Source organism: Cellulosimicrobium sp. I38E (assembly GCF_001647255.1).
Classification (GTDB): domain Bacteria; phylum Actinomycetota; class Actinomycetes; order Actinomycetales; family Cellulomonadaceae; genus Cellulosimicrobium; species Cellulosimicrobium cellulans_E.
This window is the reverse complement of sequence record NZ_LUAZ01000031.1, coordinates 30118-53609: the sequence shown is the minus strand read 5'-3', so window position 1 is coordinate 53609 and position 23492 is coordinate 30118. Positions and strand designations below refer to the sequence as shown.

Annotated in this window: 21 protein-coding genes; 9 read left to right on the top strand and 12 right to left on the bottom strand. The window is 75.3% G+C overall.

The features are described 5' to 3' along the window. Positions 1-63: 63 nt before the first annotated feature. The 4 genes from A0J59_RS11665 to A0J59_RS11650 all read left to right on the top strand — a co-directional run bounded on the left by A0J59_RS11665 (position 64) and on the right by A0J59_RS11650 (position 4305). Positions 64-2388: a YhgE/Pip domain-containing protein gene (locus A0J59_RS11665; protein WP_082918958.1), complete on the top strand. Its 2325-nt coding sequence runs from the start codon at positions 64-66 to the stop codon at positions 2386-2388. A gap of 46 nt (positions 2389-2434) precedes the next feature. Next, positions 2435-2761 (top strand): hypothetical protein, encoded by a 327-nt coding sequence (locus A0J59_RS11660; protein WP_064316195.1) that lies wholly within the window; start codon positions 2435-2437, stop codon positions 2759-2761. 121 nt (positions 2762-2882) lie between these two features. Beyond that, entirely contained in the window at positions 2883-3968 is a 1086-nt protein-coding gene (locus tag A0J59_RS11655; protein ID WP_064316194.1) for a hypothetical protein, read from the top strand. Between the two features lie 76 nt (positions 3969-4044). Next, positions 4045-4305 (top strand): hypothetical protein, encoded by a 261-nt coding sequence (locus tag A0J59_RS11650; protein WP_047231869.1) that lies wholly within the window; start codon positions 4045-4047, stop codon positions 4303-4305. 82 nt (positions 4306-4387) lie between these two features. On the opposite strand, the gene A0J59_RS11645 is transcribed toward A0J59_RS11650, so the two are convergent. The 3 genes from A0J59_RS11645 to A0J59_RS11635 are packed head-to-tail and all read right to left on the bottom strand — an operon-like array spanning position 4388 to position 7933. Beyond that, positions 4388-6706, bottom strand: a complete 2319-nt coding sequence (locus A0J59_RS11645; protein WP_064316193.1) for a cation-translocating P-type ATPase — start codon at positions 6704-6706, stop codon at positions 4388-4390. A gap of 49 nt (positions 6707-6755) precedes the next feature. Further along, on the bottom strand, positions 6756-7718 hold the full coding sequence (locus A0J59_RS11640) for a hypothetical protein (RefSeq protein WP_064316192.1): 963 nt from the start codon (positions 7716-7718) through the stop codon (positions 6756-6758). After that, the gene (locus tag A0J59_RS11635; RefSeq protein ID WP_047231872.1) at positions 7715-7933 is read right to left on the bottom strand and encodes a heavy-metal-associated domain-containing protein; all 219 of its coding nucleotides are present in this window, start codon (positions 7931-7933) and stop codon (positions 7715-7717) included. Before A0J59_RS11635 ends, A0J59_RS11640 begins: the two co-directional genes overlap by 4 nt. Before the next feature lie 98 nt (positions 7934-8031). Here A0J59_RS11635 and A0J59_RS11630 point away from each other — a divergent pair, with 98 nt between their 5' ends. Then, positions 8032-10068: an NHL domain-containing thioredoxin family protein gene (locus A0J59_RS11630; RefSeq protein WP_064316191.1), complete on the top strand. Its 2037-nt coding sequence runs from the start codon at positions 8032-8034 to the stop codon at positions 10066-10068. A 99-nt stretch (positions 10069-10167) separates the two neighbouring features. On the opposite strand, the gene A0J59_RS11625 is transcribed toward A0J59_RS11630, so the two are convergent. The 4 genes from A0J59_RS11625 to A0J59_RS11610 all read right to left on the bottom strand — a co-directional run bounded on the left by A0J59_RS11625 (position 10168) and on the right by A0J59_RS11610 (position 12092). Further along, positions 10168-10632: a PTS glucose transporter subunit IIA gene (locus A0J59_RS11625; protein WP_064316190.1), complete on the bottom strand. Its 465-nt coding sequence runs from the start codon at positions 10630-10632 to the stop codon at positions 10168-10170. Next, a complete protein-coding gene (locus A0J59_RS11620) occupies positions 10632-10862 on the bottom strand; it encodes a PTS transporter subunit EIIB (protein ID WP_053369276.1) in 231 nt (76 codons plus the stop codon). The genes A0J59_RS11625 and A0J59_RS11620 overlap by 1 nt, the downstream gene beginning before the upstream one ends. A 148-nt stretch (positions 10863-11010) precedes the next feature. Next, positions 11011-11256 (bottom strand): PTS transporter subunit EIIB, encoded by a 246-nt coding sequence (locus A0J59_RS11615; RefSeq protein ID WP_024839826.1) that lies wholly within the window; start codon positions 11254-11256, stop codon positions 11011-11013. Further along, positions 11253-12092 (bottom strand): GntR family transcriptional regulator, encoded by an 840-nt coding sequence (locus A0J59_RS11610; protein WP_064316189.1) that lies wholly within the window; start codon positions 12090-12092, stop codon positions 11253-11255. Before A0J59_RS11610 ends, A0J59_RS11615 begins: the two co-directional genes overlap by 4 nt. 381 nt (positions 12093-12473) lie before the next feature. Between A0J59_RS11610 and A0J59_RS11605 the strand changes: the two genes are divergently transcribed. The 3 genes from A0J59_RS11605 (at position 12474) to A0J59_RS11595 (ending at position 16232) form a co-directional block, all read left to right on the top strand. Then, on the top strand, positions 12474-13871 hold the full coding sequence (locus A0J59_RS11605; RefSeq protein WP_082918957.1) for a PTS transporter subunit EIIC: 1398 nt from the start codon (positions 12474-12476) through the stop codon (positions 13869-13871). Next, complete coding sequence (ptsP, locus tag A0J59_RS11600) at positions 13868-15601, top strand: phosphoenolpyruvate--protein phosphotransferase (RefSeq protein ID WP_082918956.1); 1734 nt, start codon at positions 13868-13870, stop codon at positions 15599-15601. Before A0J59_RS11605 ends, ptsP begins: the two co-directional genes overlap by 4 nt. A gap of 184 nt (positions 15602-15785) precedes the next feature. Continuing rightward, positions 15786-16232 (top strand): SRPBCC domain-containing protein, encoded by a 447-nt coding sequence (locus A0J59_RS11595; RefSeq protein WP_064316188.1) that lies wholly within the window; start codon positions 15786-15788, stop codon positions 16230-16232. A gap of 63 nt (positions 16233-16295) precedes the next feature. Here A0J59_RS11595 and A0J59_RS11590 read toward each other — a convergent pair whose 3' ends face one another. The 3 genes from A0J59_RS11590 to A0J59_RS11580 form a co-directional block, all read right to left on the bottom strand. Beyond that, positions 16296-16565 (bottom strand): HPr family phosphocarrier protein, encoded by a 270-nt coding sequence (locus A0J59_RS11590; protein ID WP_047231880.1) that lies wholly within the window; start codon positions 16563-16565, stop codon positions 16296-16298. Between the two features lie 147 nt (positions 16566-16712). Further along, on the bottom strand, positions 16713-19454 hold the full coding sequence (gene ppdK / locus A0J59_RS11585) for a pyruvate, phosphate dikinase (RefSeq protein ID WP_064316187.1): 2742 nt from the start codon (positions 19452-19454) through the stop codon (positions 16713-16715). Further along, the gene (locus A0J59_RS11580; RefSeq protein ID WP_082918955.1) at positions 19451-20431 is read right to left on the bottom strand and encodes a pyruvate, water dikinase regulatory protein; all 981 of its coding nucleotides are present in this window, start codon (positions 20429-20431) and stop codon (positions 19451-19453) included. Before A0J59_RS11580 ends, ppdK begins: the two co-directional genes overlap by 4 nt. Positions 20432-20518: 87 nt before the next feature. On the opposite strand from A0J59_RS11580, the gene A0J59_RS11575 reads away from it, so the two are divergent. Then, the gene (locus tag A0J59_RS11575; RefSeq protein ID WP_082918960.1) at positions 20519-21496 is read left to right on the top strand and encodes a sugar phosphate isomerase/epimerase; all 978 of its coding nucleotides are present in this window, start codon (positions 20519-20521) and stop codon (positions 21494-21496) included. A gap of 10 nt (positions 21497-21506) precedes the next feature. Here the strand turns inward: A0J59_RS11575 and A0J59_RS11570 are convergent, their stop codons facing one another. Further along, positions 21507-22865 carry a hypothetical protein gene (locus A0J59_RS11570; protein WP_064316186.1) on the bottom strand — a complete coding sequence of 453 codons (1359 nt, stop codon included), beginning with the start codon at positions 22863-22865 and terminating at the stop codon, positions 21507-21509. Further along, positions 22862-23431: a SigE family RNA polymerase sigma factor gene (locus A0J59_RS11565; RefSeq protein WP_047231883.1), complete on the bottom strand. Its 570-nt coding sequence runs from the start codon at positions 23429-23431 to the stop codon at positions 22862-22864. The genes A0J59_RS11570 and A0J59_RS11565 overlap by 4 nt, the downstream gene beginning before the upstream one ends. Positions 23432-23492 lie beyond the last annotated feature (61 nt).

Below are 23492 nucleotides of genomic sequence, written 5' to 3'. Positions count from 1 at the left end.
CGCGGTGCCCGCCCCCGCCGACCCGGCGTCCGCCGTCGGCCCGCGCACCGAGGAGGTGCCCGCATGAGCGTCTTCCCGCCCGACACGGTGCAGACCGACCCGACCACCCCGGACGCTCCGTCGCCCGCCGGCGCCCGGACCCGGGTCGACGCGCGACGCGTGTGGACCGTGGCCGCCGCCGTCGCGCTGCCGCTCGCGGTGCTCGGCCTGCTGCTGTGGGCGCTGTGGGACCCGCAGGAGCGGCTCGACACGGTGAAGGCGGCGATCGTCAACCTCGACGAGCCCGTCGAGGTCGACGGCCAGACGGTCCCGCTGGGCCGCCAGCTCACGGCCGGGCTGGTGAGCGGCGGTGCGGCTTCGACGGACACCGGGCCGGTCGCCGTCCAGCCCGACCCCGGCACGACGAACTACGACTGGGTCATCACCGACGCCGCCGACGCCGCGTCCGGGCTCGCCGACGGCACGTACTCCGCCGTCGTGACGATCCCGGAGGACTTCTCCGCCGCGGCCACGTCGTTCAGCGGCGACGCGTCCGACGCGACCCAGGCCACGCTGACCGTCGAGACGGCGCCCGGCGGACGGGTCGTGGACGAGGCGCTCGCGCGCATCGTCACGACGACCGCGACCTCCGTGCTCGGCACGACGCTCACCGAGAACTACGTCGACGGCGTGCTCGTCGGCTTCACGACCCTGAACGAGCAGCTCGGCGAGGCCGCGGACGGCGCCGACCAGCTCGCCGACGGCGCGTCCCAGGCGAACGACGGGGCGACGCAGCTCGCGTCCGGCGCGGGCGAGCTCGCGACCGGCGCCGGGGCGCTCGCGTTCGGGGTCGGCGAGCTCGGCTCGGGCGCGGACCGGCTCGCGTCCGGCGCGGGCGACCTCGCGACCGGGGCGCAGGGCGTCGCCACCGGGTCGCGGCAGGTCGCGGACGGGGTCGCGCAGTCCGCGTCCGGCGCGGGCTCGCTCGCGTCCGGCGCCCAGGGTCTGGCCGACGGCGTCACGGGCGTCTCGGGTGGCGCGTCCGACCTCGCGAGCGGGCTCGGCACGCTCGACGCCTCGATCTCGGCCGTCCCTCTCCCCGGCGGAGGGTCCACGTCGCTCCCGGCGCTCGGGACCCGGCTCGCGACGGGCTCACGAGACGTCGCCGGCGGGCTCGCGCAGGTCGTCGCCGGGATCGAGCAGCAGAAGGTCCAGGCGGGGTGCGCGGCCGACCCGACGTCGCCCGCCTGCGTGGCGCTCGACCAGCAGCTCGCCGCGCTGCGGCCGCTCGCGGTCGGCGCGGCCGAGGTCGCGGCGGGCAACGCCGCCCTGGCAGGGGCGCCGTCGGGCGCGAACGGGCCCACCGGGCTCTACGCCCTCGCGGCCGGGGTCGACCAGGCCGCGCAGGGCGCGGACCGGCTCGCGAGCGGGGCGGCGCAGACCGCCACGGGCGCGACGGGCGTGGCCGGGGGAGCGCGCGACCTCTCGACGGGGCTGGGGCAGCTTGCGACCGGCGCCGACCAGGTGGCCGACGGCGCGGCACAGCTCGCCGGCGGGGCGGGCGAGCTCTCGACGGGGGCGGAAGGGCTCGCGACGGGTGTCGGGGCGCTCGGGACGGGCGCCGACCAGCTCGCGACCGGGACCCAGGACCTCGCGACGGGCGCGGGCGACCTCGCGGGCGGCGTCGGGCAGCTCGCGGACGGGACGACCGAGCTCGCCCAGGGCCTCGGCGACGCGACGGAGCAGATCCCCTCGTACACGGACGCCGAGCGGGAGAACCTCTCCACGGTCGTCGCGGACCCCGTGGCCGCTCCCGGCGTCGAGGACCTCGGCACCGGGTCGACCGGTCCGCTGTTCGCGGTCCTCGCCCTGTGGCTCGGTGCGCTCGCGATCTTCGTCGCGTTCCCGCCCGTGCCCGCCAAGCTCATCGGGTCGACGCGGACCGCGGGGCGGCTCGCGCTCGCCGCGCTCGCGCTGCCCGCGGGGATCGCCGCCGCGACCGGCCTCGTGGTCGGCGGCGTCCTCGCCGCGGTCGAGGGGGCGAGCGCGGGCGGCTGGATCGGTCTGCTCGCGACCGGGGCGCTCGCGTCGGTGGTCTTCGTCGCGCTCAACCAGGCGCTCGCCGCGCTCCTCGGGAACGTGGGGCGGGCCATCAGCCTGCTCGTCGCGGTGCTGCTCGTCGCGACCGGCATCGTCGCGACCGTCCCGCCCGCGCTCACGGGCCTGCGCGACGTCCCGCCGGTCGGCTCGGCGCTCCGCCTGCTCACGTCGATCGTCGACCCCGGGGCGGCCGGGGGAGCGGGTGACGCCGTCGCGCTGGTGCTCTGGGGCCTCGCGTCGGTGGCGGTGACGACGCTCGTCGTCGCCCGCCGCCGGTCGGTCCGCGTGGAGCAGCTGCTCCGCGCATGAGCCGGGGTCTGGCGCCGAGCGCCGCCGGCACGAGAGGATGCCCCGCATGACGCTCGGGGGCCAGGCAGCGGGACGACGGTGGACCGAGCGCGCGGGGCGGCTCGCGAGCGTGCTGGGGGTCGTCGCGGCGGTCGTCGGCGCGAGCCTGCTCGTCGCGTGGGCGAACCGGTGGTACGGCGCGGAGATGTTCGCGCGGTCCGCGGGCGAGCCGGACGGCGCAGACTGGTGGTACGTGTACGACCGTCTGCACCAGGCGCACGCGACGCTCGTCGCGGCGGTCGTCGCGCTCGTCGTCGCGGGGCTGCTCGGGGCCGTCGGCCGTCGGGCGCGGAGCTCGCGGCCGGGTCCTGCCCTCGAGGCCACGCGATCCTGATCGCGCCGTGTCACCGGCTGCGTCGGCGTGGCGCGGTGCGGGTGTGGGCGGCTGCCGTCAGACTCGCTCGGCAGGACGCGGACGGCGGGAGCCGTCCGTCGGGCGAGGGGACGGTGCACCGATGGACCAGCAGAAGGCACGAGAGATCAAGTCGCAGCTCGCGGACTACGCGCGCGAGCTCGCGGAGCGGTCGGGCCTGCCGGGCCGGTCGGGCACCGCGATCGAGGCGCGCGACGTGCCCGACGCGGCGGAGGTCGTGCGCGCGCCCACCCTCGCGATCGGCCTCGCCCCGCACGACGACGGCGGGTACGCCATCGCGGTCCGGTACCGGCTGGGCGTGCCGACGGCGCGCAGCATCGCGCGCAAGGTCGCGTCGGAGGCGGGGGACACGGTCGACGTGCGGCGCACGGGCCGCATCCGCCCGCTGACCGGTGCAGGTCGGGGTGGTGGTGGCGAGAGCGGGCCCGGCCTGCGGCCTCCGGTCGTCACGGCCTACGCGACCGGCGAGACCGGCCGGGTGCGGCCGCTGCGTCCGGGCGTCTCGATCGCCCACGTGGACGTCACCGCCGGGACGCTCGGCGCGTTCGTGCGCCTCGGCGAGCCGCCCGTGGAGGGCGCGGACGCCGCGTCGGTCTACGCGCTCTCGAACTGGCACGTGCTCGCGGGGTCGCCGTCCGCCCGGGTCGGGGACGTCGTCGTGCAGCCCGGTCCCGCCGACGGCGGCAGCGCGCCCGACGACCGTGTCGGGACCCTCGCCGCGCTCGTCCCGCTGGAGGCGGGCGTCACGCAGACCGTCGACGCCGCCGTCGCGCTCCTCGACGACCCGGCCGTGGACGCGGAGTACCCCGTCGGCCGGGTCACGGAGACGGCGGTCGCGCTGGGCGGCGAGGCGGTCGGCAAGTCCGGCCGGACCACGGGCGTCACGACGGGCCGCGTCACGGCCATCGAGCTCGACGACGTCGTGGTGGGCTACGGCGACGGGCTCGGCGCGCTGCGGTTCGACGACCAGATCGAGGTCGAGTCGACGCGCGACGGGCCGTTCTCGCGCGGCGGCGACTCGGGGTCGCTCGTGTACCGGGAGGACGGCGTGGCGCTGGGCCTCTTGTTCGCCGGGTCGGAGACGGGCGGCGCGAACGGCACCGGGCTCACGTACTGCAACCCGATCGGGACGGTGCTGGAGCGGCTCGGCGCGACGCTGCTCGACTGACGGCGCCCGGCACGGGCTCCTGGCCCTGCCGCGAACGCCCCGACGGGCGCACAATGGGTCCGGGAGGTGGTTCGCCGTGGCGACCCTCGAACGAGCCCGCGAGGCCAAGGCCGCGCTCCGCGACGAGCTGGCGGGCCTCGACGGCGTGACCGGCGTCGGAATCGCCCGCGCCGACGCGTCGGGCGCGCCCGTGCGCGGTCCGCGGGCGCAGGACGTCGTCGACGACTGGCTGCTGCGCGTCAACGTGACCTCCGACGAGGTCGACGTCCCCGAGACCGTCGACGGCGTCGAGGTCGAGGTGCGCGTCGTCGGCCAGGTGAGCGCCTCGCGCGCCTGAGCCTCCCGCACGGGGCGTGCCCGGCACCGCACCGGGAGGTGCAGCACCGGGCACGGGAGGTCCGGACCGGGCGGTCCTGCGGTCAGACGCCGGCGAGCTGCGCGGTCGGCGTGGTCGGGGTGGTGGCCGTCGGGGCCGGGCTCGTGGCCCGGCTGGAGAACGACCGCAGCCGCAGGCTGTTGCCCACGACGAAGACGCTGGAGAACGCCATCGCGGCCCCTGCGAGCATGGGGTTGAGCAGGCCGAGCGCGGCGAGCGGGATCGCGGCGACGTTGTAGGCGAAGGCCCAGAACAGGTTCACCTTGATCGTGCCGAGCGTCCGCCGCGCGAGGCGGATCGCGTCGGCCGCGGAGCGCAGGTCGCCCCGCACGAGCGTGATGTCGGCGGCCTCGATCGCGACGTCCGTGCCCGTCCCCATGGCCAGGCCCAGGTCCGCCTGGGCGAGGGCCGCGGCGTCGTTCACGCCGTCGCCGACCATCGCGACGACCTTGCCCTCACCCTGGAGCCGGCTGACGACGTCGACCTTGTCGCGCGGCAGGACCTCGGCGATCACCTCGTCGATGCCGACCTCGGCCGCGATCCGGCGCGCGACGGTGGCGTTGTCGCCGGTGAGGAGCACCGGGGTGAGGCCGAGCGCGCGGAGCTGGCGGATCGCCTCGGCGCTCGTGGGCTTGACCGCGTCGGCCACCACGAGGACGCCGCGGGCGCGCCCGTCCCAGCCGACGACGACGGCCGTCCCGCCCTGCTCCTCGGCGCGGGCCTTGGCGTCGGCGAGCTCGCGCGGGAGGTGCTGCGCCCACTCGGCCAGGAGCGACTCGCGGCCGACGAGGACGGCGTGCCCGTCGACGACGCCCTGCACGCCCTTGCCCTCGACATTGGTGAACTCCGTGGGCACGGGGAGAGCGCCGACCTCCTGGACGGCGCCCCGGGCGATCGCCCGGGCGACCGGGTGCTCGGACGCGTCCTCGAGCGCCCCGGCGAGGCGCAGGAGCTCGGCGCGGTCGACCCCGGTGCCGGTGACGACGTCGGTCAGCGTCATGACGCCCGTGGTCACGGTCCCCGTCTTGTCGAGCACGACCGTGTCGACGGAGCGCGTGGACTCCAGGACCTCCGGGCCCTTGATGAGGACGCCCATCTGCGCGCCGCGCCCCGTCCCGACGAGCAGCGCCGTCGGGGTGGCGAGGCCGAGGGCGCACGGGCACGCGATGATGAGCACCGCGACGGCGGCCGTGAACGCGGCCGAGGCGGGCGCGCCCGCGCCGAGCCACGCACCGAGGGTGCCGACGGCGATCGCGATGGCGATCGGGACGAAGACGGCCGAGACGCGGTCGGCCAGCCGCTGGACCTGGGCCTTGCCGGACTGGGCGTCCTCGACGAGCCGGGCCATCTGCGCGAGCTGGGTGTCGCCGCCGACGCGCGTGGCGCGCACGACGAGGCGTCCGCCCGCGTTGACGGTCGCGCCGGTGACGGCGTCGCCCTCGCCCACCTCGACGGGGACGGACTCGCCCGTGAGCATCGAGGCGTCGACGGCGGACGTGCCGGCGACGACCGTGCCGTCCGAGGCGATCTTCTCGCCGGGGCGCACGACGAACTCGTCGCCCACGGCGAGCTCGGAGATCGGGATGCGGGTCTCGGCGCCGTCGCGCAGCACCGCCACGTCCTTGGCCCCGAGCTCGAGCAGGGCGCGCAGCGCGGCGCCCGCCTGCCGCTTGGACCGCTTCTCGAAGTAGCGGCCGGCGAGGATGAAGGTCGTGACGCCGGCCGCGACCTCCAGGTAGATGTTCCCGGCGCCGTCGGTGGGCGCGACGGACAGCGTGAACGGGTGCGTCATGCCCGGCTCCCCGGCCGTGCCGAGGAACAGCGCGTAGAGCGACCACAGGAACGCGGCGCCGGTCCCCACGGAGATGAGGGTGTCCATCGTCGCCGCGCCGTGGCGCAGGTTGGTCCACGCGGCGCGGTGGAACGGCCAGGCCGCCCACACCACGACCGGCGCGGCGAGCGCGAGGCTGGCCCACTGCCAGTACGTGAACTGGAGCGCGGGGACCATCGCCATCGCGATGACCGGGACCGAGAGCACCACGGCCCCGACCAGGCGCTGCCGCAGCGCGGTGAGCTCGGGGTCGGCGTCCTCCGCCTCGGCCGGCTCCGGGACCTCGGGGTCCTCGACGCGGGGGAGCTGGGCGGTGTAGCCCGTCTTCTCGACCTCGGCGATGAGCGTGGCGGCGTCGACACCGTCCGGGACGGTGACCTTCGCCTTCTCCGTCGCGTAGTTCACGGTCGCGGTGACGCCCTCGAGGCGGTTGAGCTTCTTCTCGATCCGCATCGCGCACGAGGCGCACGTCATCCCGCCGATCTCGAGCTCGACGAACGTCCCCGGTGACGGGGCGGCCGGTGCTGTCATGAGGTCCTCCTTCCGGCCCGGAAGCGCGCTGCCGGGCGTGCGGGTGCGGTCAGTGGTCGTGCGTGGCCGGGTCGTGACCGGCCGCGGGGGCGTCGTCGGGTGCGGGGGCGCCGTCGGCGGTCGCCTCGACGACGAACGCCGCGGTCCGCACCTGGCTCTCCACCTGGAAGTCGAGGTAGAGCAGGTAGCGGCCCGGTGTGGGCGCCTCGACGCCGAACGACACGGTCGGACCCGAGCCCTGGCCCGCCTCCGGCTCGTCGCCCTCGGGGTGCGCGTGCAGGTAGGCGAGGTCGCCGTCGCGCAGCGCGACGAGGTGCCCGTAGGCCCCGAGGTAGGGCTCGAGCGTCGTGACCGGCTCGCCGTCGCGCGTGACCTCGACGGTCAGTCGGGAGGACGTCCCGGCCTCGAGCTGCCCGTCGAGCGCGACGTCGTAGCCGTCGACCGACGCCGTGGTGGAGACCTCGGCGGCACGGACCGGGACGACGTCGCCCGCGACGTCGACCGTGCGGGTCAGCGTGACGGCGTCGCCCGCGCTGGGCGCGGCGTCGGCGTAGACGCGGTAGGTCCCGGCGGCGTCCCAGGTCCAGGGGAGCGACCAGCGCCCGTCCGCGTCCATCACGGGGTGGACGTGCCGGAAGTGCGCGCCGTCGGAGCGCACGACGATCAGGTGGAGCCGCTGCTCGTGCGAGACGTCGAACTCCGTGACGGGTTCGTCCGCAGGGTCGGTGACGGTGAACGCCAGCTCTCCGGCCTCGCCCACGGTCGAGGGAGCCGTGACCTCGCCCAGCGTGTACCCGGCCTGCTCCAGGGACAGTCCGCGCGTCACGTCCGTTCCTCTCGTGCTCTCCTGCTCGGGGGTGTCGCCCGTGGCGACGTGCTGCTCGGGGGCGTGCGAGGCGGCCGGTGCCGGGGCTGCTCCCTCGGGGACGACGGCGGCGGCGACCGCGGCCGAGGCGGCGAACACGACGCCGAGCCCCACGGCGTACAGCCCGATCCGGGCGGGGGCTCTCATGGCACCCGTACCGCCTGGTACCCGGCCTCGTCGACGGCGGCCACGACCGCGGCGTCGTCGAGGGGCTGGTCGGCCGTGACGACGAGCCGACCGGTGGTCGCGCTGACGTCGATCGCGGTGACGCCGGGCACCTGCTCGACCTCCTCGCGCACCGACATCTCGCAGTGGCCGCAGGTCATGCCGGTCACCTGGTACTCGATCTCGACGATGCTCATCGCGCTCCTCCTCGTCTCGGATACCCCGGTGGGGTATCGAACGATCGTGAATATACCCACCAGGGGTATGTGGGTCAAGGGTCGGAGGTCGCGCGACAATGGAGGACGTGACCACCGAGCGACTTCCCCGCGTCCGTGCGTCCGAGCTCGTCGGGCGCGGCTGGCTCAACACCGGCGGCCGGGACGTGACCCTCGCCGACCTGCGCGGAAAGGTCGTGGTGCTCGACTTCTGGACCTTCTGCTGCGTCAACTGCCTGCACGTCCTCGACGAGCTGCGCGAGCTCGAGGAGGCCCACCGCGACGTGCTGGTCATCGTCGGGGTGCACTCGCCCAAGTTCGAGCACGAGGCGGACTCGGCGGCGCTCGCGGCCGCGGTCGAGCGGTACGAGGTCCACCACCCCGTGCTCGACGACCCGGAGCTCGTCACGTGGTCCGCCTACGCAGCGCGCGCCTGGCCGACGCTCGTGGTCGTCGACCCCGAGGGCTACGTCGTCGCGCAGATGGCGGGGGAGGGGCACGCGTCCGCGATCGCCGCCCTCGTCGAGGAGCTCGTCGCGGAGCACGATGTGAAGGGCACGCTCCACCGGAGCGACGGCCCGTACGTGCCGCCCGCGCCGTCGTCGGGCACGCTGCGCTTCCCCGCGAAGGCGATCGAGCTGCCCGGCGGCAACCTCCTCGTCGCCGACGCCGGGCACCACTCTCTCGCCGAGCTCCTGCCCGACGGCGAGACCCTCGTCCGGCGCATCGGGTCCGGCGAGCGCGGGCTCGCCGACGGCCGCCCGGACGACGCACGGTTCGCCGAGCCGAACGGGTTGTGCCTCGTCCCGGTCGAGCTGCGGCCGTGGCTCGAGTACGACGTCGTCGTCGCGGACACGGCGAACCACGTCCTGCGCGGCGTGCGCCTCGCCGACGGCTACGTGACGACCGTCGCGGGGACGGGCGAGCAGTTCATGGTCGGCGGGGTCGAGAACGTCGTGCTGCGGGAGGGTCGACGGGGCGCCGACGTCACGGGCCGCGGTCCGGCCGAGGCGGGCGGGCAGTACGCGCCACTCGACGTGCGCCTCTCGTCACCCTGGGACGTGGCCTGGTCGCAGGACCTCGCGGCGTTCGTCGTGGCGATGGCGGGGAACCACACGCTGTGGGCTTTCGACGGCGAGCAGGGCTCGATGACGCACCTCGCCGGGACCATGAACGAGGGTCTGGAGGACGGGCCCGGTGCGTCGGCCTGGTTCGCCCAGCCGTCCGGGCTGGCCGTCGGTGCGGACCGGGCGATCTGGGTCGCGGACTCGGAGACGTCCGCGCTGCGCCGCGTGACCCCGGCGCCCGGCGGGGTCGTCGAGGTCCGGACCGCCGTCGGGCAGGGGCTGTTCGACTTCGGCCACCGCGACGGCCCGGCTGAGCAGGCGCTCATGCAGCACCCGCTCGGGGTGGCGACGCTGCCCGACGGGAGCGTCGTCGTCGCCGACACCTACGACGGCGCGCTCCGCCGGTTCGCGCCCGCGGCCGGCGACGCCGGGAGCGTCGGGGACGACACCTCCGGAACCCGCCTCGCCGGCGAGGTCACGACCCTCGCGACGGGCCTCGCGGAGCCGAGCGGCGTCGTCGTGCAGGTGGGCGAGGGCCCGGGCGGCGAGCCGCAGGTGCACCTGCTCGTGGTCGAGTCCGCGGCGCACCGGCTGACCCGGATCGCGCTGCCCGCGACACTCGCGGGCGAGGTGCTCGACGGCGGCGCGCACCGCACGCAGCGGCCCGTCACCGACATCGAGGCCGGGCCGCTGTGGCTCGACGTCCCGTTCGTCCCGGCGCCGGGCCAGAAGCTCGACGACCGGTTCGGCCCGTCGACGGAGCTGCGCGTGAGCGCGACGCCGCCCGAGCTGCTGCTGTCCGGGGGCGGGACCGGCGTCGAGCTCGGACGCGACCTCGTCATCAACCCCGAGGTCCGCGAGGGCGTGCTGCACGTGACGGCGCGGGCGGCGTCGTGCGACGTCGTCCCGCTCGGCCCGGACGGCGAGCCCGACCCGGAGGTGTTCCCCGCGTGCCACCTCGCCCAGCAGGACTGGGGCGTCCCGGTCCGCGTCGTCGACCGGGGCGAGCCGGGAGACGTCCCGTCGCTCACGCTCCCGCTGCGGGGCTGAACGGCGCCGTCGAACCCGGGACTGCTCCCCAGCGCGACCTACTCGTGAGGAACGACCCCGGGTTCGGCATCGGTAGGACGGCCGGCGCGACGCGTGGCGTCAGGCCCAGGTGAGGAGCTCCTCGCCGTGGGCGGCCCATGCGCCGACCTCGGCGAGCGAGGTCACGTCGTCGGGGGCGGCCTCGAGCGCGACGACCGGGCACACGGCCGAGCGGCCCCCGGCGCGGACGGCCTTCGGGTCCCACGAGACGAGGACGGTGCCGCGCTCGACGTGGTCGCCCTGCGCGACGTGGGTGGTGAAGCCCTCGCCGCCGAGCTGGACGGTGTTGATGCCGAGGTGGACGAGGACGGCGCGGCCGTCGTCGTGCTGGACGACGAACGCGTGCGGGTGCAGCTTGACGACCGTACCCGGGATGGGGGCGACGGCCTCGCCGCCCTGCGCGTCGTCGGGCTCGACGGCGAGCCCCGGCCCGACGAGACCGGCCGAGAAGACGGGGTCGTCGACGTCGGAGACGTCGATGACCGTGCCCGTGACGGGCACGAGCACCGTGAGCGGCGCGGCCATCAGCGCAGGTCCTCGATGTCGGAGGCGATGTTGTCGGCCTCGGGGCCGACGATGACCTGGATCGCGGCGCCCGACCGCACCACGGCGATCGCCCCGGCGGCGGTCAGGGTCGCGTCGTCGACGAGCGCCGGGTCCTCGACCTCGACGCGCAGGCGCGTGATGCACGCCTCCAGGTCGACGACGTTCGCGTCGCCGCCGAGGCCTCGGAGAATCTGCTCTGCCTTGCTCACGGGTGCTCCTCGTGGTCGTGCTCCGGCCGGGGCCGGGTCAGGTGTCCCGGCCGGCTGCCGTGCCGGTCGGGGTGCGCGGGGCGCGCGGGGTCGGGGCGCCGTCGTCGGGGTGGTGCGACGGCGGTGGTGCTGCGGTGGTGCCGGGTCCTCACATGAGGTCGGCGAGGTCGGACGCGATCGTGTCGACCTGCGGGCCGACGACGACCTGGACGACCCGGCCGTTGACCATGACGCCGAACGCTCCGGCGCGCCGCAGGAGCGCGGCGTCGACGAGCGCGGGGTCCTTGACGAGCGATCTCAGCCGGGTGGTGCACGGGTCGATCTCGTCGATGTTCGCCACCCCGCCGAGCCCGGCGAGGATCGTCGCGGCGCGCTCTGCGTCGGACTGTGTCATCGGTCGTTCCCTTCGGTCGCCCGGGCCGGCACTGGCACGGGGTCGAGGTGGTCGGTGGGCGTCGGGTCCGGGGTGCTCGTCGCGTCGGTCGCTCCGGTGCGCGGCACGAGCGTCGGGCGCGCCTCGCGCAGCGGGACGAACACGCTGTACCGGTCGCCGCGGTAGCTGGACCGCGAGTACATGAGCGGCGCGTCGCCCGCGAACGTGCGGCGGACGGTGCGCATGACGGCCCGCGAGGCCCGCAGCCCGAGAAGCTTCTGCTCCTGCACCGTGGCGTCGGACGCCGTGATGGTGTCCTCGCCCCACGTGGGGGCCAGGCCGCGCTCGCGGAGGGCGCCGTACAGGCTCTCGGGGACGCCGTCGTCGAGCAGGTCGGGCGCGAGGTCGACGGGGATCCACGCCTCCTCGACGCTCATGGGCGACCCGTCGGCGGAGCGGAGGCGCACCACGTGGTGCATGGGGTCGCCCGTCGCGCGCCCGAGCGACTCGGCGACCGATGCCGGCGCGGGCGCCGTGCCGACCTCGAGCACGTCGGTGCCCGGCTCCATCCCGCGGCGTCGCGCCTCCTCGCCGAAGGTCGTGAGGCGCATCTCGAAGTCCGCGCGCGGCGGGGCGACGAACGTCCCGCGGCCCTGCGCGCGCTCGAGCACGCCCTCGGTCACGAGCGCGTCGATCGCCTGGCGCACGGTCATGCGCGAGACGCCGAACTTCTCGGTGAGGCTGCGCTCGGACGGCACGGCGTCGCCGACCGAGAGCTCGCTCGCCACGAGGTCGGCGAGGTACGCGCGCACCGTGAGGTACTTGTGCTCGCTCGCCTGCGATCGTGACCTGCTCATCGTCGTGCCGCGTCCTCGTCCTCGTCCTGGTCCTTCGTCCGCGCCCTGTCCGGGCGGACGTCCCTGCGTCGGTGCCTCGATCTCCACGGGTGCATTGTCCGTCGTCCGCCCGTGCCGCGACCTGCGGCGACGCGCGTCGCGGACCTGTCCGTGTGTCCCGGGTCACCTTCAGGGGTTGACACATCATGAGGTCTAGACCACTCTTCCTGCAAGTGGTCCAGACAACCTGGACCGGATGTCCGGCACGACGACGCAGGAACGACCCCAGTCGTCCTCGGCGTGCCCGGAGACCGGCAACGACGCCCGTACGACGTCGCGCCACAGCTGCCGCACGACGCACCTCGGCCTGCGCCCCAGGCCCACCCAGGAGGAGAACGACACATGACCACCGTCGCCGAACCGACGAGGACGAAGAAGGGGGTGCCCGGCTTCGCGCAGCTCCAGCGCGTCGGGCGCTCCCTCATGCTGCCCATCGCGTCCCTGCCCGCGGCGGCGCTGCTGCTGCGCCTGGGCCAGCCCGACATGCTTGGCGCCGACGGCGTGGCCGGCACCTTCGCGTGGATGCAGCCCGTCGCCGACGTGCTCGGGGCGGCCGGCAACGCGCTGTTCGCCAATCTGCCGGTCATCTTCGCCCTCGGTGTCGCGGTCGGGTACGCGAAGAAGTCCGACGGGACGACGGGCCTCGCTGCCCTCATCGGCTACCTCGTCTTCAAGGGCGTCAGCGACTCGCTCTCGCCGTACGTGCTCGGCAAGCCCGCCGAGGGGGACGCGCAGGAGCTCATCAACTACGGCGTGCTCGGTGGCATCGTCATCGGTCTCACGGCGGCGCTGCTCTACCAGAAGTACTACCGGATCAAGCTGCCCCCCTACCTCGCGTTCTTCGGCGGACGACGCTTCGTCCCCATCGTCACCGCGGGAGTGTCGGTCCTCATCGCCGTGGTCGGTGCCCTGATCTACCCGGCCTTCGACTGGCTGATCAACGACACGATCGGCGGGTTCGTCACGGGCTCGACGATCCTGGGCGCGTTCATCTTCGGCACCCTCAACCGCCTGCTCGTGCCCATCGGTCTGCACCACCTGCTCAACTCGCTGCCGTGGTTCCAGTTCGGCGAGTACACCTCGGCCGACGGCACGGTCGCGCAGGGCGACATCTTCCGCTTCCTCGCGGGCGACCCCACCGCCGGCACGTTCCTCACCGGCTTCTTCCCCATCATGATGTTCGCGCTCCCCGCCGCGGCGCTCGCGATCGTCCACACCGCCAAGCCGGCCCAGCGCAAGGTCGTCGCGGGCATCATGGGCTCCGCCGCGCTCGTCTCGTTCGTCACGGGCGTCACCGAGCCGCTCGAGTTCGCGTTCGTGTTCGTGGCCTACCCGCTGTACGTCATCCACGCGGTCCTCACGGGTACGTCGCTCGCCCTGGTCAACGCTCTCGGGATCCGTGACGGCTTCGGGTTCTCGGCGGGCGCGATCGACTACCTGCTGAACTTCCGGATCGCCGAGATGCCGCTCCTGCTCATCCCGATCGGGCTCGGGTACGCGCTGATCTACTACTTCCTCTTCCGCTTCGTCATCACGCGGTGGAACCTGCGGACCCCCGGCCGTGAGGACGACACCGACGGCGCCGTCGAGGCGACGGGAGCCGCGGGTGCGGCCGACGCCCCCGTGGCCGAGGCGTCGGCGTCCGACGTCCCGGCGACGGGGCGCGACGACCGCGCGGTGGGTGGCACCGAGGCCGACGTCCCGAGCCGCACCGGCTCGGGCGGCGGAGGCGCGGCGTGACGGTCGCCGACGACGCGACGCGCGCACCTGCGCGGGTCTCCGACCCGGGGCTGACCGGCGTGCCGGTCAGCCCCGGGCGGGGGGCGGGGACGGTCGTGCGCATGCCCGACCCGGTCCCCGAGCCCGACCCGGCCCCCCTCGCCGCGGACAGCACGGACGCCGACGTGGACCTCGCGGTGACGCAGGTCCTCGCGGCGGTGACGACCGTCCAGGAGGACCTCACGGCCCGCGCCGCGCGGGCCGAGGGCACCGCGGCGGAGGTGCTGGGCGTGACCGCCGCGATGGCGGCGGACCCCGCGCTGGCGCGCGACGCCGTCGGGCGCGTGCGCGAGCAGCGCTCCACCCCGGCGCGTGCCGTGTGGGACGCGGCGGGCGTCGTCGTCGGGCAGCTGGAGGCGCTGGGCGGGCTCATGGCGGAGCGGGCCCGCGACGTGCGCGACGTGCGCGACCGGATCGTCGCGACGCTGCTCGGCCTCCCCGCGCCGGGCGTGCCCGACCCGGGGCACGCGTTCGTGCTCGTCGCGGACGACCTCGCCCCCGCCGACACGGCGCAGCTCGACCCCGAGCGGGTGCTCGCCGTCGTGACGCGCGGCGGCGGGCCGACGTCGCACACCGCGATCCTCGCGCGCGCCCTCGGCATCCCGGCCGTCGTGGCGGTCGAGGGCGCGCTGACCCTGCACGACGGCGCGACGGTGCTCGTGGACGGCGGGATCGGCACGGTCGAGCGCGACCCGTCCGCCCAGGACGTGGCCGCCGTCGTCGCGGCGCGCGGTGCACGCGGCGAGCGGCGCCGCTTCGACGGCGAGGGGCGGACGGCGGACGGTCGTCGCGTCGAGCTCCTCGCCAACGTCGCGAACGGGGAGGACGCACGGGCCGCCGCGGAGGCGGGCGCCGAGGGCGTGGGGCTCTTCCGCACCGAGGTGTGCTTCCTGGGCCGCACGGTCGAGCCGACGATCGACGAGCAGGTCGCGGCCTACCGCGAGGTGCTCGCGGCGTTCGGCGGCCGCAAGGTCGTCGTGCGCACGCTCGACGCGGGCGCGGACAAGCCGCTCCCGTTCGTCACGCCCGAGGTCGAGCCCAACCCGGCGCTCGGGGTGCGCGGCCTGCGCACCGCGCGCCGGCACCCCGAGGTGCTCGACCGCCAGCTCACGGCGATCGCTCGCGCCGCGGCGGCGGAGTCGGCCGACGTGTGGGTCATGGCGCCGATGATCGCGACGCCCGACGAGGCGGAGTCGTTCGTCGCGCTGTGCGCGGACCACGGCCTCGGCACCGCGGGCGTGATGATCGAGGTGCCCGCAGCGGCCCTCGGGGCGCGCTGGGTGCTCGCCAAGGCGTCGTTCGCGAGCATCGGCACGAACGACCTCACGCAGTACACGATGGCCGCGGACCGCGAGGTCTCCGACCTCGCGCGGCTCTCGACGGCGTGGCAGCCGACGGTCCTCGCGCTCGTCGGGGCGACCGGCTCGGGCGCGGCGCTCAAGGGGCGCCCGCTCGGCGTCTGCGGCGAGGCCGCGGCCGACCCGGTGCTCGCGCCGGTGCTCGTGGGGCTCGGCGTGACGTCGCTGTCGATGACGCCGCGCGCGCTGGCCGACGTCGCGGCGGTGCTGGCCGCGACGACGTCCGAGCAGTGCGAGGAGCTCGCATTCCTCGCGCTCCAGCAGCCCACGCCCGACGCCGCACGCGCAGCCGTGCGCGCCCGCCTCCCGATCCTGGCGGAGCTGGGCCTCTAGCAAGCGTCCGACCTCGCTCCCGAACCCGGGGTCGTTCCTCACCCACTCGTGGCGGTGAGGAACAACCCCGGGTTCGGCGCACCGGGGGTGACCATGTGCAATCGGGGGGTTGCGTGTGGGCGGTCCTCGGTCTAGCGTGATGTGCAACCAATTGGTTGCACGAACGGACGACGGGAGAACGGCGATGGTGGACATCCTGCACAGGGTGGGCGTCGAGGGGTCGACGCCGGAGGCGGTGTACAGGGCGCTGACGACGGTCGACGGCCTCGCGGGCTGGTGGACCGAGGACACGACCGGTGACGAGGGCGTCGGGGGCGTCCTCGCGTTCCGCTTCCCGCCGGTCGGCGGGTTCGACATGGAGGTCGTCGAGCTGCGGCCGTCGGAGCGGGTGGTGTGGCGCGTCGTCGACGGGCCGGAGGAGTGGGTCGGCACGACCGTCGAGTGGGACCTGCGGCAGGACGGCGACTGGACGATCGTGCTGTTCGGCCACCGGGGCTGGGCCGAGCCGGTGGAGTTCATGCACCACTGCAGCACCAAGTGGGCGTCGTACCTGCTGAGCCTCAAGGCGCTCGCGGAGACGGGCGCCGGCGCGCCCGCGCCGCGCGACGTGCAGATCAGCGACTGGCACTGAGCGCCCGGCGCGGGTCGGGCCCGTCGCCCGCGGGCAGGGCCGCGGGCGACGGGCCCGGTGTGCTCAGGCGACCTCGGTCTGCTCCAGGAAGGTCGCGAGCGCGTCGATCGACGCGCTCGCGTCGTCGCCCTCGTCGTCGGTCGAGAGCACGACCTCGTCCCCGGCCGCCACGCCGAGCGTCATGACGCTGAGGATGCTCGCCGCCTCGACGGGGTCACCGCCCTGCTTGGCGATCCGCACGGGCGCGGGCTGGGCAGCGGCCGCCTTGACGAACAGGGCGGCGGGGCGGGCGTGAAGGCCCTCGGTGATCGCGACGACGACGGCACGGTCCATGGTTGCTCCTCCGGCAGACAAGTGGTCTGGACCAGTGCATCCTAGGGGAAAGCCCGACGCAAGGCGAGGGGCGGAGGACCCTCCGTGCCGCAGCCTCGCCCCGCGTCCTCACTGCTCGGGTCGTCAGGGAAGGCGGCTGCCTGGTACTCACGCCTCACGCGTCGTGCGTGCGCCGTCCCGCCGGTCGAGCGTCGAGCGCGCCGCCGCGAGGCGCGCGATCGGGACGCGGTACGGCGAGCACGACACGTAGTCCAGGCCGATCTCGTCGAACAGCGCGACGGACGCCGGGTCGCCCCCGTGCTCCCCGCACACGCCGGCGTGGAGACCCGGCCGGGCGCGGCGTCCGCGCTCGAGCCCGACGTGCACGAGCTCGCCGACCCCGTCCCGGTCGATCGTCGCGAACGGGTTCGTGCCAACCACTCCCGCCTCCAGGTAGGCGGTGAGGAACGACCCCTCGGCGTCGTCGCGCGAGATGCCGAGCGTCGTCTGCGTGAGGTCGTTCGTGCCGAACGAGAAGAACTCCGCGTGCTCGGCGATGCGGTCCGCGACGAGCGCCGCGCGCGGCAGCTCGATCATCGTCCCGACGGCGTACGGCAGCGGGGCGTCCACGCCACCGAGCTCCTCGGCCATGGTCGCGTCGACGACCTCGCGCATGCGCCGCAGCTCCTCGGAGAACCCGACGAGCGGCACCATGATCTCCACGCGCGGGTCGTGCCCGGCCGCGCGCACCGCGAGCGCCGCGCGCGCGATCGCCCGCACCTGCATCGCGGCGATCTGCGGGTGCAGCAGCGCGAGCCGCACGCCGCGCGTACCGAGCATGGGGTTCGCCTCGCTCAGCCGCCGCACCTGCGCGAGGAGGCGGCGCGCCCGGCCGAGCCGCGCCGTCGTCTCCCCGCCGCCGCCCGCGGCGGCCCAGCCCTCGAAGACGGCGTCCGTCCCGTGCAACGGAGCGCCGGCGTCGCCGACCTCGTCCTCGAGCCGCTGCACGAGGAGCGACTGCTCGACGAGGTCGGGCAGGAACTCGTGCAGCGGCGGGTCGAGCAGCCGGATCGTCACGGGCAGCCCGGACATCGCGGCGAAGATCTCCTCGAAGTCCGCCTGCTGCATGGGCAGCAGGCGGTCGAGGGCTGCGGTGCGCGCCGCGTCGGTCTCGGCGAGGATCATCTCGCGCACGACGGGCAGCCGGTCGGGCGCCATGAACATGTGCTCGGTGCGGCACAGCCCGATGCCCTCGGCGCCGAGCTCGCGCGCCTTGGCCGCGTCCTCGCCCGTGTCGGCGTTGGCCCGGACGCCGAGGCGCCGCACGTCGTCGGCCCAGCCGAGCACGGCCCGGAAGTCGTCGGTGACCTGGGGCGGCACGAGCGGCAGCGCGCCCGCGTAGACGTCGCCGGTCGTGCCGTCGAGCGTGATCGTGTCGTCCTCGGTGAGCACGTGGTCCCCGACGTGGACGCGGCGCCCCTCGACGTCGATCCGCAGCGCGCCGGCCCCCGCGACGCACGGCTTGCCCATGCCGCGCGCGACGACCGCGGCGTGCGACGTCATGCCGCCGTGCGCGGTGAGCACGCCCTGCGCGGCGATGACGCCGGCGATGTCGTCCGGGTTCGTCTCCCACCGCACGAGCACGACGGCCTCGCCGGCCTTGCCGCGCTCGGCCGCGGTCTCGGCGTCGAGCACCACGCGCCCGACGGCGGCGCCCGGCGACGCGTTGAGCCCGCGCGTGAGCGGGGTCGCGCCGTGGCCGGGGTCGAGCGCCGGGTGCAGGAGCTGGTCGAGCTGCGCCAGGTCCAGGCGTCGCAGGGCGGTGTCGCGGTCGATCACGCCCTCGTCGACGAGCTCGCGCGCGACGCGCAGCGCGGCCTGGGCGGTGCGCTTCCCGGTGCGGGTCTGGAGGAGGTAGAGCGCGCCGTCGTCCACCGTGAACTCGATGTCCTGCATGTCCCCGTAGTGCTGCTCGAGCCGGTCCATGGTCGCGCGCAGCTCGCGGAACGCGTCGGGCAGCACGGTCTCCATCTCCGCGAGGGGCCGTGGCGTGCGGATGCCCGCCACGACGTCCTCGCCCTGCGCGTCCACGAGGAACTCGCCGTAGAGCTCCTTCGCGCCCGTCGCGGGGTTGCGCGTGAAGCACACCCCGGTCGCGGACGTCGCGCCCTTGTTGCCGAACACCATCTGCATGACGTTCACGGCCGTGCCGAGGTCGTCGGGGATGTCGTTCGCCTTCCGGTACACGGCCGCGCGGGGGTTGCCCCACGACGCGAAGACCGCGTCGACCGACCGCCGGAGCTGCTCGCGCGGGTCGGTCGGCAGGTCCTCGCCCGTGTGCTGCCGCGCGACGGCGCGGAACGTCGCGACGAGCCCGCGCAGGTCGTCCGCGTCCAGGTCCGTGTCCTGCGCGACGCCGCGGCGCGCCTTGAGCGCGTCGAGCTCGTCCGCGAACGCGTGGGCGGGCACGCCCTCGACCACCTCGCCGTACATCTGCACGAACCGCCGGTAGGAGTCCCAGGCGAAGCGCGCGTTCCCGGACTCGGCCGCGAGCCCCTCGACCGAGTCGTCCGAGATCCCGAGGTTGAGGATCGTGTCCATCATCCCGGGCATGGAGAACACGGCGCCCGAGCGCACCGACACGAGCAGCGGGCGCTCGCGCGCGCCGAGCCGGCGTCCCGTGCGCTCCTCGAGCGCGTCGAGGTGCGCGACGACCTCGTCCCACAGCCCGTCCGGCCACGACCCGCCACGCTCCATGGCCGCGACGCACGCTGCCGTCGTCACGGTGAAGCCGTCGGGTACGGGCACGCCGATGCGGCGCATCTCCGCGACCCCCGCGCCCTTGCCACCCAGCAGGGCGCGCATGTCCGCGCGGCCCTCCGCGAGGTCGTAGACGTACCGGTCGCTCATGGCTGCTCCTCGTGGTCGGCGGCGGTGGCCGCGCTGTCTCCTGCCCGACGGCGGTCCGCCGGCGGGGTCTGCGGGGTCGCCCGGGCGTGGTCGCCGCCCGGTGGCTGCGGCGCACCGTCGGGTGCGAGGGCGCGACGGCGCGCGGTGACGAGCTCGACGACGCGCCCCGCGGCCTCCTCGAGCGCGAGGGTCGTCGTGTCGAGGACCGGGCAGCCGAGGCGCCGCTGGAGCCGCGCGACCTCGTCGAGCTCGTCGTGGATCCGCGCGAGGTCGGCGTACCCGCCGAGGGCCGTGCCGCCCGCGCCACCGTGGCCCGCGGCGCCCATCGCGTGCACGCGGCGCTGCCGGATCTCGAGCAGGCGCTCGGGGTCGATCGTCAGGCCCACGACCTTCCAGCGTTCCGCCTCGAACAGCTCGCGCGGCGGTGCGACGCCCGGGACGAGGGGGATGTTCGCGGTGGGGTAGCCGAGATAGCCGAGGTACATCGACAGCGGGGTCTTGCCCGTCCGCGACGCCCCGACGAGCACGACCTGCGCCTCGTCGAGACCGTCGGTCAGGTGGCCGTCGTCGTTCGCGACCGCGAACTCCATCGCGTGGATGCGGTCGAAGTAGTCCGCGGCGAGCCCGACCGGCTGCACGACGCGCGCCGGCTGCGCGCCCGTCCGCGCGGTGAACGCGTCGAGCGCGGGGGCCAGCAGGTCGGCGCACGGGACGTCGAGCGCCGCGCACGCGTCGAGCACGCGCGAGCGCAGCGCGTCGTCCACGACGGTGCAGAACACCACGGCCGCGGCGGGGTCGGCGCGGAGCTGCGCGACGACGTCGTCCACACCCTGCGGGCTGTGCAGCCGCGGGTGGCGCACGACCCGGACCGGCTGCCCGGGGAACTGCGCCTGCGTGGCGCGCGCGACGCGGGTCCCGGTGTCTCCCGTCGAGTCCGCGACCACGTGGATGTCGATGACGCGCGCCGTCGCCGCCATGGCCCCAGGCTAGGGCGGACCACCGGTTCTCCCCAGCCGAGCGCCCGCTGGGTGTGGGGCACAGCCGACGGGTCTAGGGTGACCGGCATGTCCGACGCGACGACGCCGAGCGCGGCGTCCCCCGAGGCGTCCCCGGTCCCCGGGGAGGCGCAGCGCATCCACGTCACGCTCTCGACGGCCAGCGTCTACCCGCGCAAGGCCCCGTACGCCTTCGAGGCGGCGGCCGACCTCGGGTACGACGGCGTCGAGGTCATGGTGTGGTCCGACGAGACGACCCAGGACGCCGCGACGCTCCGGCGGCTCGCCGCCGAGCACGACGTCCCGATCCGCAGCATCCACGCGCCCACGCTCCTGGTGAGCCAGCGCGTATGGGGGCGTGCGCCCGGGCCCAAGCTCCGGCGCACGGTCGAGCTCGCGCAGGAGGTCGGGGCGAGCACCGTCGTCGTGCACCCGCCGTTCCGCTGGCAGTACCGGTACGCGCGCGAGTTCGAGGACCTCGTCGGCGAGCTCGACGAGACGGAGGGCGTGACCATCGCGGTCGAGAACATGTACCCCTGGCGCAGCCGCAAGCGCGAGATGCAGGCCTACCTGCCGGGCTGGGACCCCTCCGAGCACGGCTACGAGCACGTGACGCTCGACCTGTCGCACGCCGCCGTCGCGCAGCAGGACGCGCTCGCGCTGCTCGACGTGTTCGACGGGCGCCTGGCGCACGTGCACCTCGCCGACGGGTCGTCGTCGATCACGGACGAGCACCTCGTCCCGGGGCGCGGCGACCAGCCGTGCGACAAGGTGCTCGCCGAGCTCGTGCAGCGCGGCTGGTCCGGGGACGTGGTCGTCGAGATCTCGACGCGCCGCGCCCGGACCGCGGCCGAGCGCCGCGAGGACCTCGCGGCGTCCCTGTTCTTCGCGCGCACCTACCTCACGCCCGGTCCGCACCCGGGCTACGCGCCGCCGCCCGGGCACGCGCACCGCCACGCCGACGCCTGGGGCGAGGAGGACGCACGGGACGGCGCGGCGGACGCGGGCACGGACGACGACGTCGCGAAGGCTGCCGGGACGGCCTGACGCCGCCGGGTCAGAACTGCAACGACCCGAGGACCCCGCGCAGCGTCTCGAGCCCTGCCTCGTCGCCGGGGAGCGTGATCGAGACCAGGACGTCCGGACCGCCGTCCTCGCCGTGGAGCTGGACGTCCGCGCTCAGGGCGGGGACGGTGTCTACCGCCCAGTGCGGGCCCTGGCTCGTCAGCACCTGGGCGAAGTCGGCTCCCGGGACGACGATCGTCTGCGGGTGGAACTGGTCCGCGGCGGTGCTGAACGAGCTCGTGCCCCTCCCGCCGACCTGGACGAACATGTTCCAGCGCACGTCGGACGGCGCGCCGTCGACCGGCGGGCCGGACCACTCGACCCCCGGTCCGAAGTTGCCCTCGACGTCGCGGGACGTCCACCCCGGCGGGACGGCGTAGCCGAGGTCCTCGGTCGAGACAGGCTGCCACCCCGCGGGGACACCGGGGACGACGATCCCGACCTCGGGATACGTGTACGTCGGGCTGAACCACTCCGGCGCTCCGTCGGGCTCGAACCACAGGTTGCCCAGGAAGGCACGTGCCAGCTCGTCGCCCACCTCGTCGTCGGTGAACTCGAGGACGACCGTCCAACCCGTGCCCGTGCCCCCGTGGCGGACGTGCGCCTCCCAGCGGGCGAGACCCGGGTCGTCGGACGGGCCACGCGTCACCGCGACGAAGTCCGCGCCGGGGATCTCGACCGTCCAGGCCCCGGAGTCCCTGGCCGGGGCGGTCCACGACGCGGCGCCGGGGTCGACGTCGATCGTCAGGACGGCGCCGGAATCGTTCATGGGCGGCGGGACCGCGTCCGCGGGAGTGTCCGACCCCGGCGCGTTCCAGCCCTCCGGGGACATCCAGGTCACCGACGCCGGCTCGCCGAACGCCTCGCCGTCGACCTCCCACCCCCCGGGCGGCAGCGTGTACGTGAGACCGCCCTGCATCGTGTAGTCCGAGTGGTGCGTCTCGGCGATGCCGTGCTCGACGCCCGGCAGCTCCGGGAGCTCGCCGTCGCCCACCGGCAGGTAGCGCAGGGGCTGCTCGGGCTGCTCCGTCGTCGGGTCGGGAACCGGGTCCGCCGTCGGCTCCACCGGGGCGGGCGCGGCTGACTGCGCCGGCGGCACGGTGAGAGCGAGGTCGGACCCGCGGGGCAGCACCCCGGGCAACAACGCCACGGCGGCGGCCAGGACGCCGACGACCGCGGTCGACCCGCCGGCCGCGAGGGCGGTCCGGCGGACGCGCACGCGCCGCACCGCCCGGTGCGCGAGGGCGTCGGGGTCCAGCGTCGCCGGCACCTCGACCGCATCCTGTGCCGCGCGCACGCGGGCGACGACCTCGGTCTCCTCGACCGCCACGGGCTCGGGCGTCGCGCTCATCGCTGTCTCTCCGTTCCGTTCTCGGGGGTCACGAGGGTGCGCAGGCGGGCCAGTGCTCGTGACCCGGTGGACTTGACCGTGCCGACGGCGATGCCGAGCTCCGCGGCCGTCTCGGCCTCCGACCGGTCGAGCACGTAGCGCAGCAGGACGACCCGCCGCTGCTTGACCGGTAGGGCGAGCAGGGCGCGCACGATCCGGTCGCGGTCCTCGACCCCGGGCGGGTCGGTCGTGGAGCGACGCTCGAGGCCCGCCAGGGTCTCGTGCTCCACGGAGACCTCCCGTCTCGTCCGCCGCCAGGTGTCGATACGGGCCGTGGCGACGACGCGCCGCGCGTAGGCGAACGGCTCGCCGTCGCCGACCCGTGACCACGCGCGGAACGTCCGCTCGAGCGCGAGCTGGACGAGGTCGTGCGCGCGGTGCGCGTCGCCGCACAGCAGGTACGCGAAGCGGTAGAGGTCCGCGGAGCTCGCCCGCGCGAACTCGGTGAAGCGCTCCTCCGCGGTCTGGCCCACGCGCACGACCCGCACGTGGGGCGCGTCCGCCCGGTCGATCGCGACGTCGGTCATGCCCGACAGCCCCCCTGCTGCGGTCGGCGCTCCGGCCGACGTCGGTTCCTCACGAGTGCTA

Excerpts from the sequence above, each read along its gene's own strand:
- A0J59_RS11660 (WP_064316195.1), top strand. The coding sequence starts at position 2,435 with ATGACGCTCGGGGGCCAGGCAGCGGGACGACGGTGGACCGAGCGCGCG.
- A0J59_RS11625 (WP_064316190.1), bottom strand. The coding sequence starts at position 10,632 with ATGGCCGCGCCGCTCACGGTGCTCGTGCCCGTCACGGGCACGGTCATC.
- A0J59_RS11645 (WP_064316193.1), bottom strand. The coding sequence starts at position 6,706 with ATGACAGCACCGGCCGCCCCGTCACCGGGGACGTTCGTCGAGCTCGAG.
- A0J59_RS11615 (WP_024839826.1), bottom strand. The coding sequence starts at position 11,256 with ATGACACAGTCCGACGCAGAGCGCGCCGCGACGATCCTCGCCGGGCTC.
- A0J59_RS11655 (WP_064316194.1), top strand. The coding sequence starts at position 2,883 with ATGGACCAGCAGAAGGCACGAGAGATCAAGTCGCAGCTCGCGGACTAC.
- A0J59_RS11590 (WP_047231880.1), bottom strand. The coding sequence starts at position 16,565 with ATGGACCGTGCCGTCGTCGTCGCGATCACCGAGGGCCTTCACGCCCGC.
- A0J59_RS11630 (WP_064316191.1), top strand. The coding sequence starts at position 8,032 with ATGGAGGACGTGACCACCGAGCGACTTCCCCGCGTCCGTGCGTCCGAG.
- A0J59_RS11610 (WP_064316189.1), bottom strand. The coding sequence starts at position 12,092 with ATGAGCAGGTCACGATCGCAGGCGAGCGAGCACAAGTACCTCACGGTG.
- A0J59_RS11580 (WP_082918955.1), bottom strand. The coding sequence starts at position 20,431 with ATGGCGGCGACGGCGCGCGTCATCGACATCCACGTGGTCGCGGACTCG.
- A0J59_RS11595 (WP_064316188.1), top strand. The coding sequence starts at position 15,786 with ATGGTGGACATCCTGCACAGGGTGGGCGTCGAGGGGTCGACGCCGGAG.
- A0J59_RS11605 (WP_082918957.1), top strand. The coding sequence starts at position 12,474 with ATGACCACCGTCGCCGAACCGACGAGGACGAAGAAGGGGGTGCCCGGC.
- A0J59_RS11635 (WP_047231872.1), bottom strand. The coding sequence starts at position 7,933 with ATGAGCATCGTCGAGATCGAGTACCAGGTGACCGGCATGACCTGCGGC.
- A0J59_RS11665 (WP_082918958.1), top strand. The coding sequence starts at position 64 with ATGAGCGTCTTCCCGCCCGACACGGTGCAGACCGACCCGACCACCCCG.
- A0J59_RS11575 (WP_082918960.1), top strand. The coding sequence starts at position 20,519 with ATGTCCGACGCGACGACGCCGAGCGCGGCGTCCCCCGAGGCGTCCCCG.
- A0J59_RS11570 (WP_064316186.1), bottom strand. The coding sequence starts at position 22,865 with ATGAGCGCGACGCCCGAGCCCGTGGCGGTCGAGGAGACCGAGGTCGTC.
- A0J59_RS11640 (WP_064316192.1), bottom strand. The coding sequence starts at position 7,718 with ATGAGAGCCCCCGCCCGGATCGGGCTGTACGCCGTGGGGCTCGGCGTC.
- ppdK (WP_064316187.1), bottom strand. The coding sequence starts at position 19,454 with ATGAGCGACCGGTACGTCTACGACCTCGCGGAGGGCCGCGCGGACATG.
- A0J59_RS11565 (WP_047231883.1), bottom strand. The coding sequence starts at position 23,431 with ATGACCGACGTCGCGATCGACCGGGCGGACGCGCCCCACGTGCGGGTC.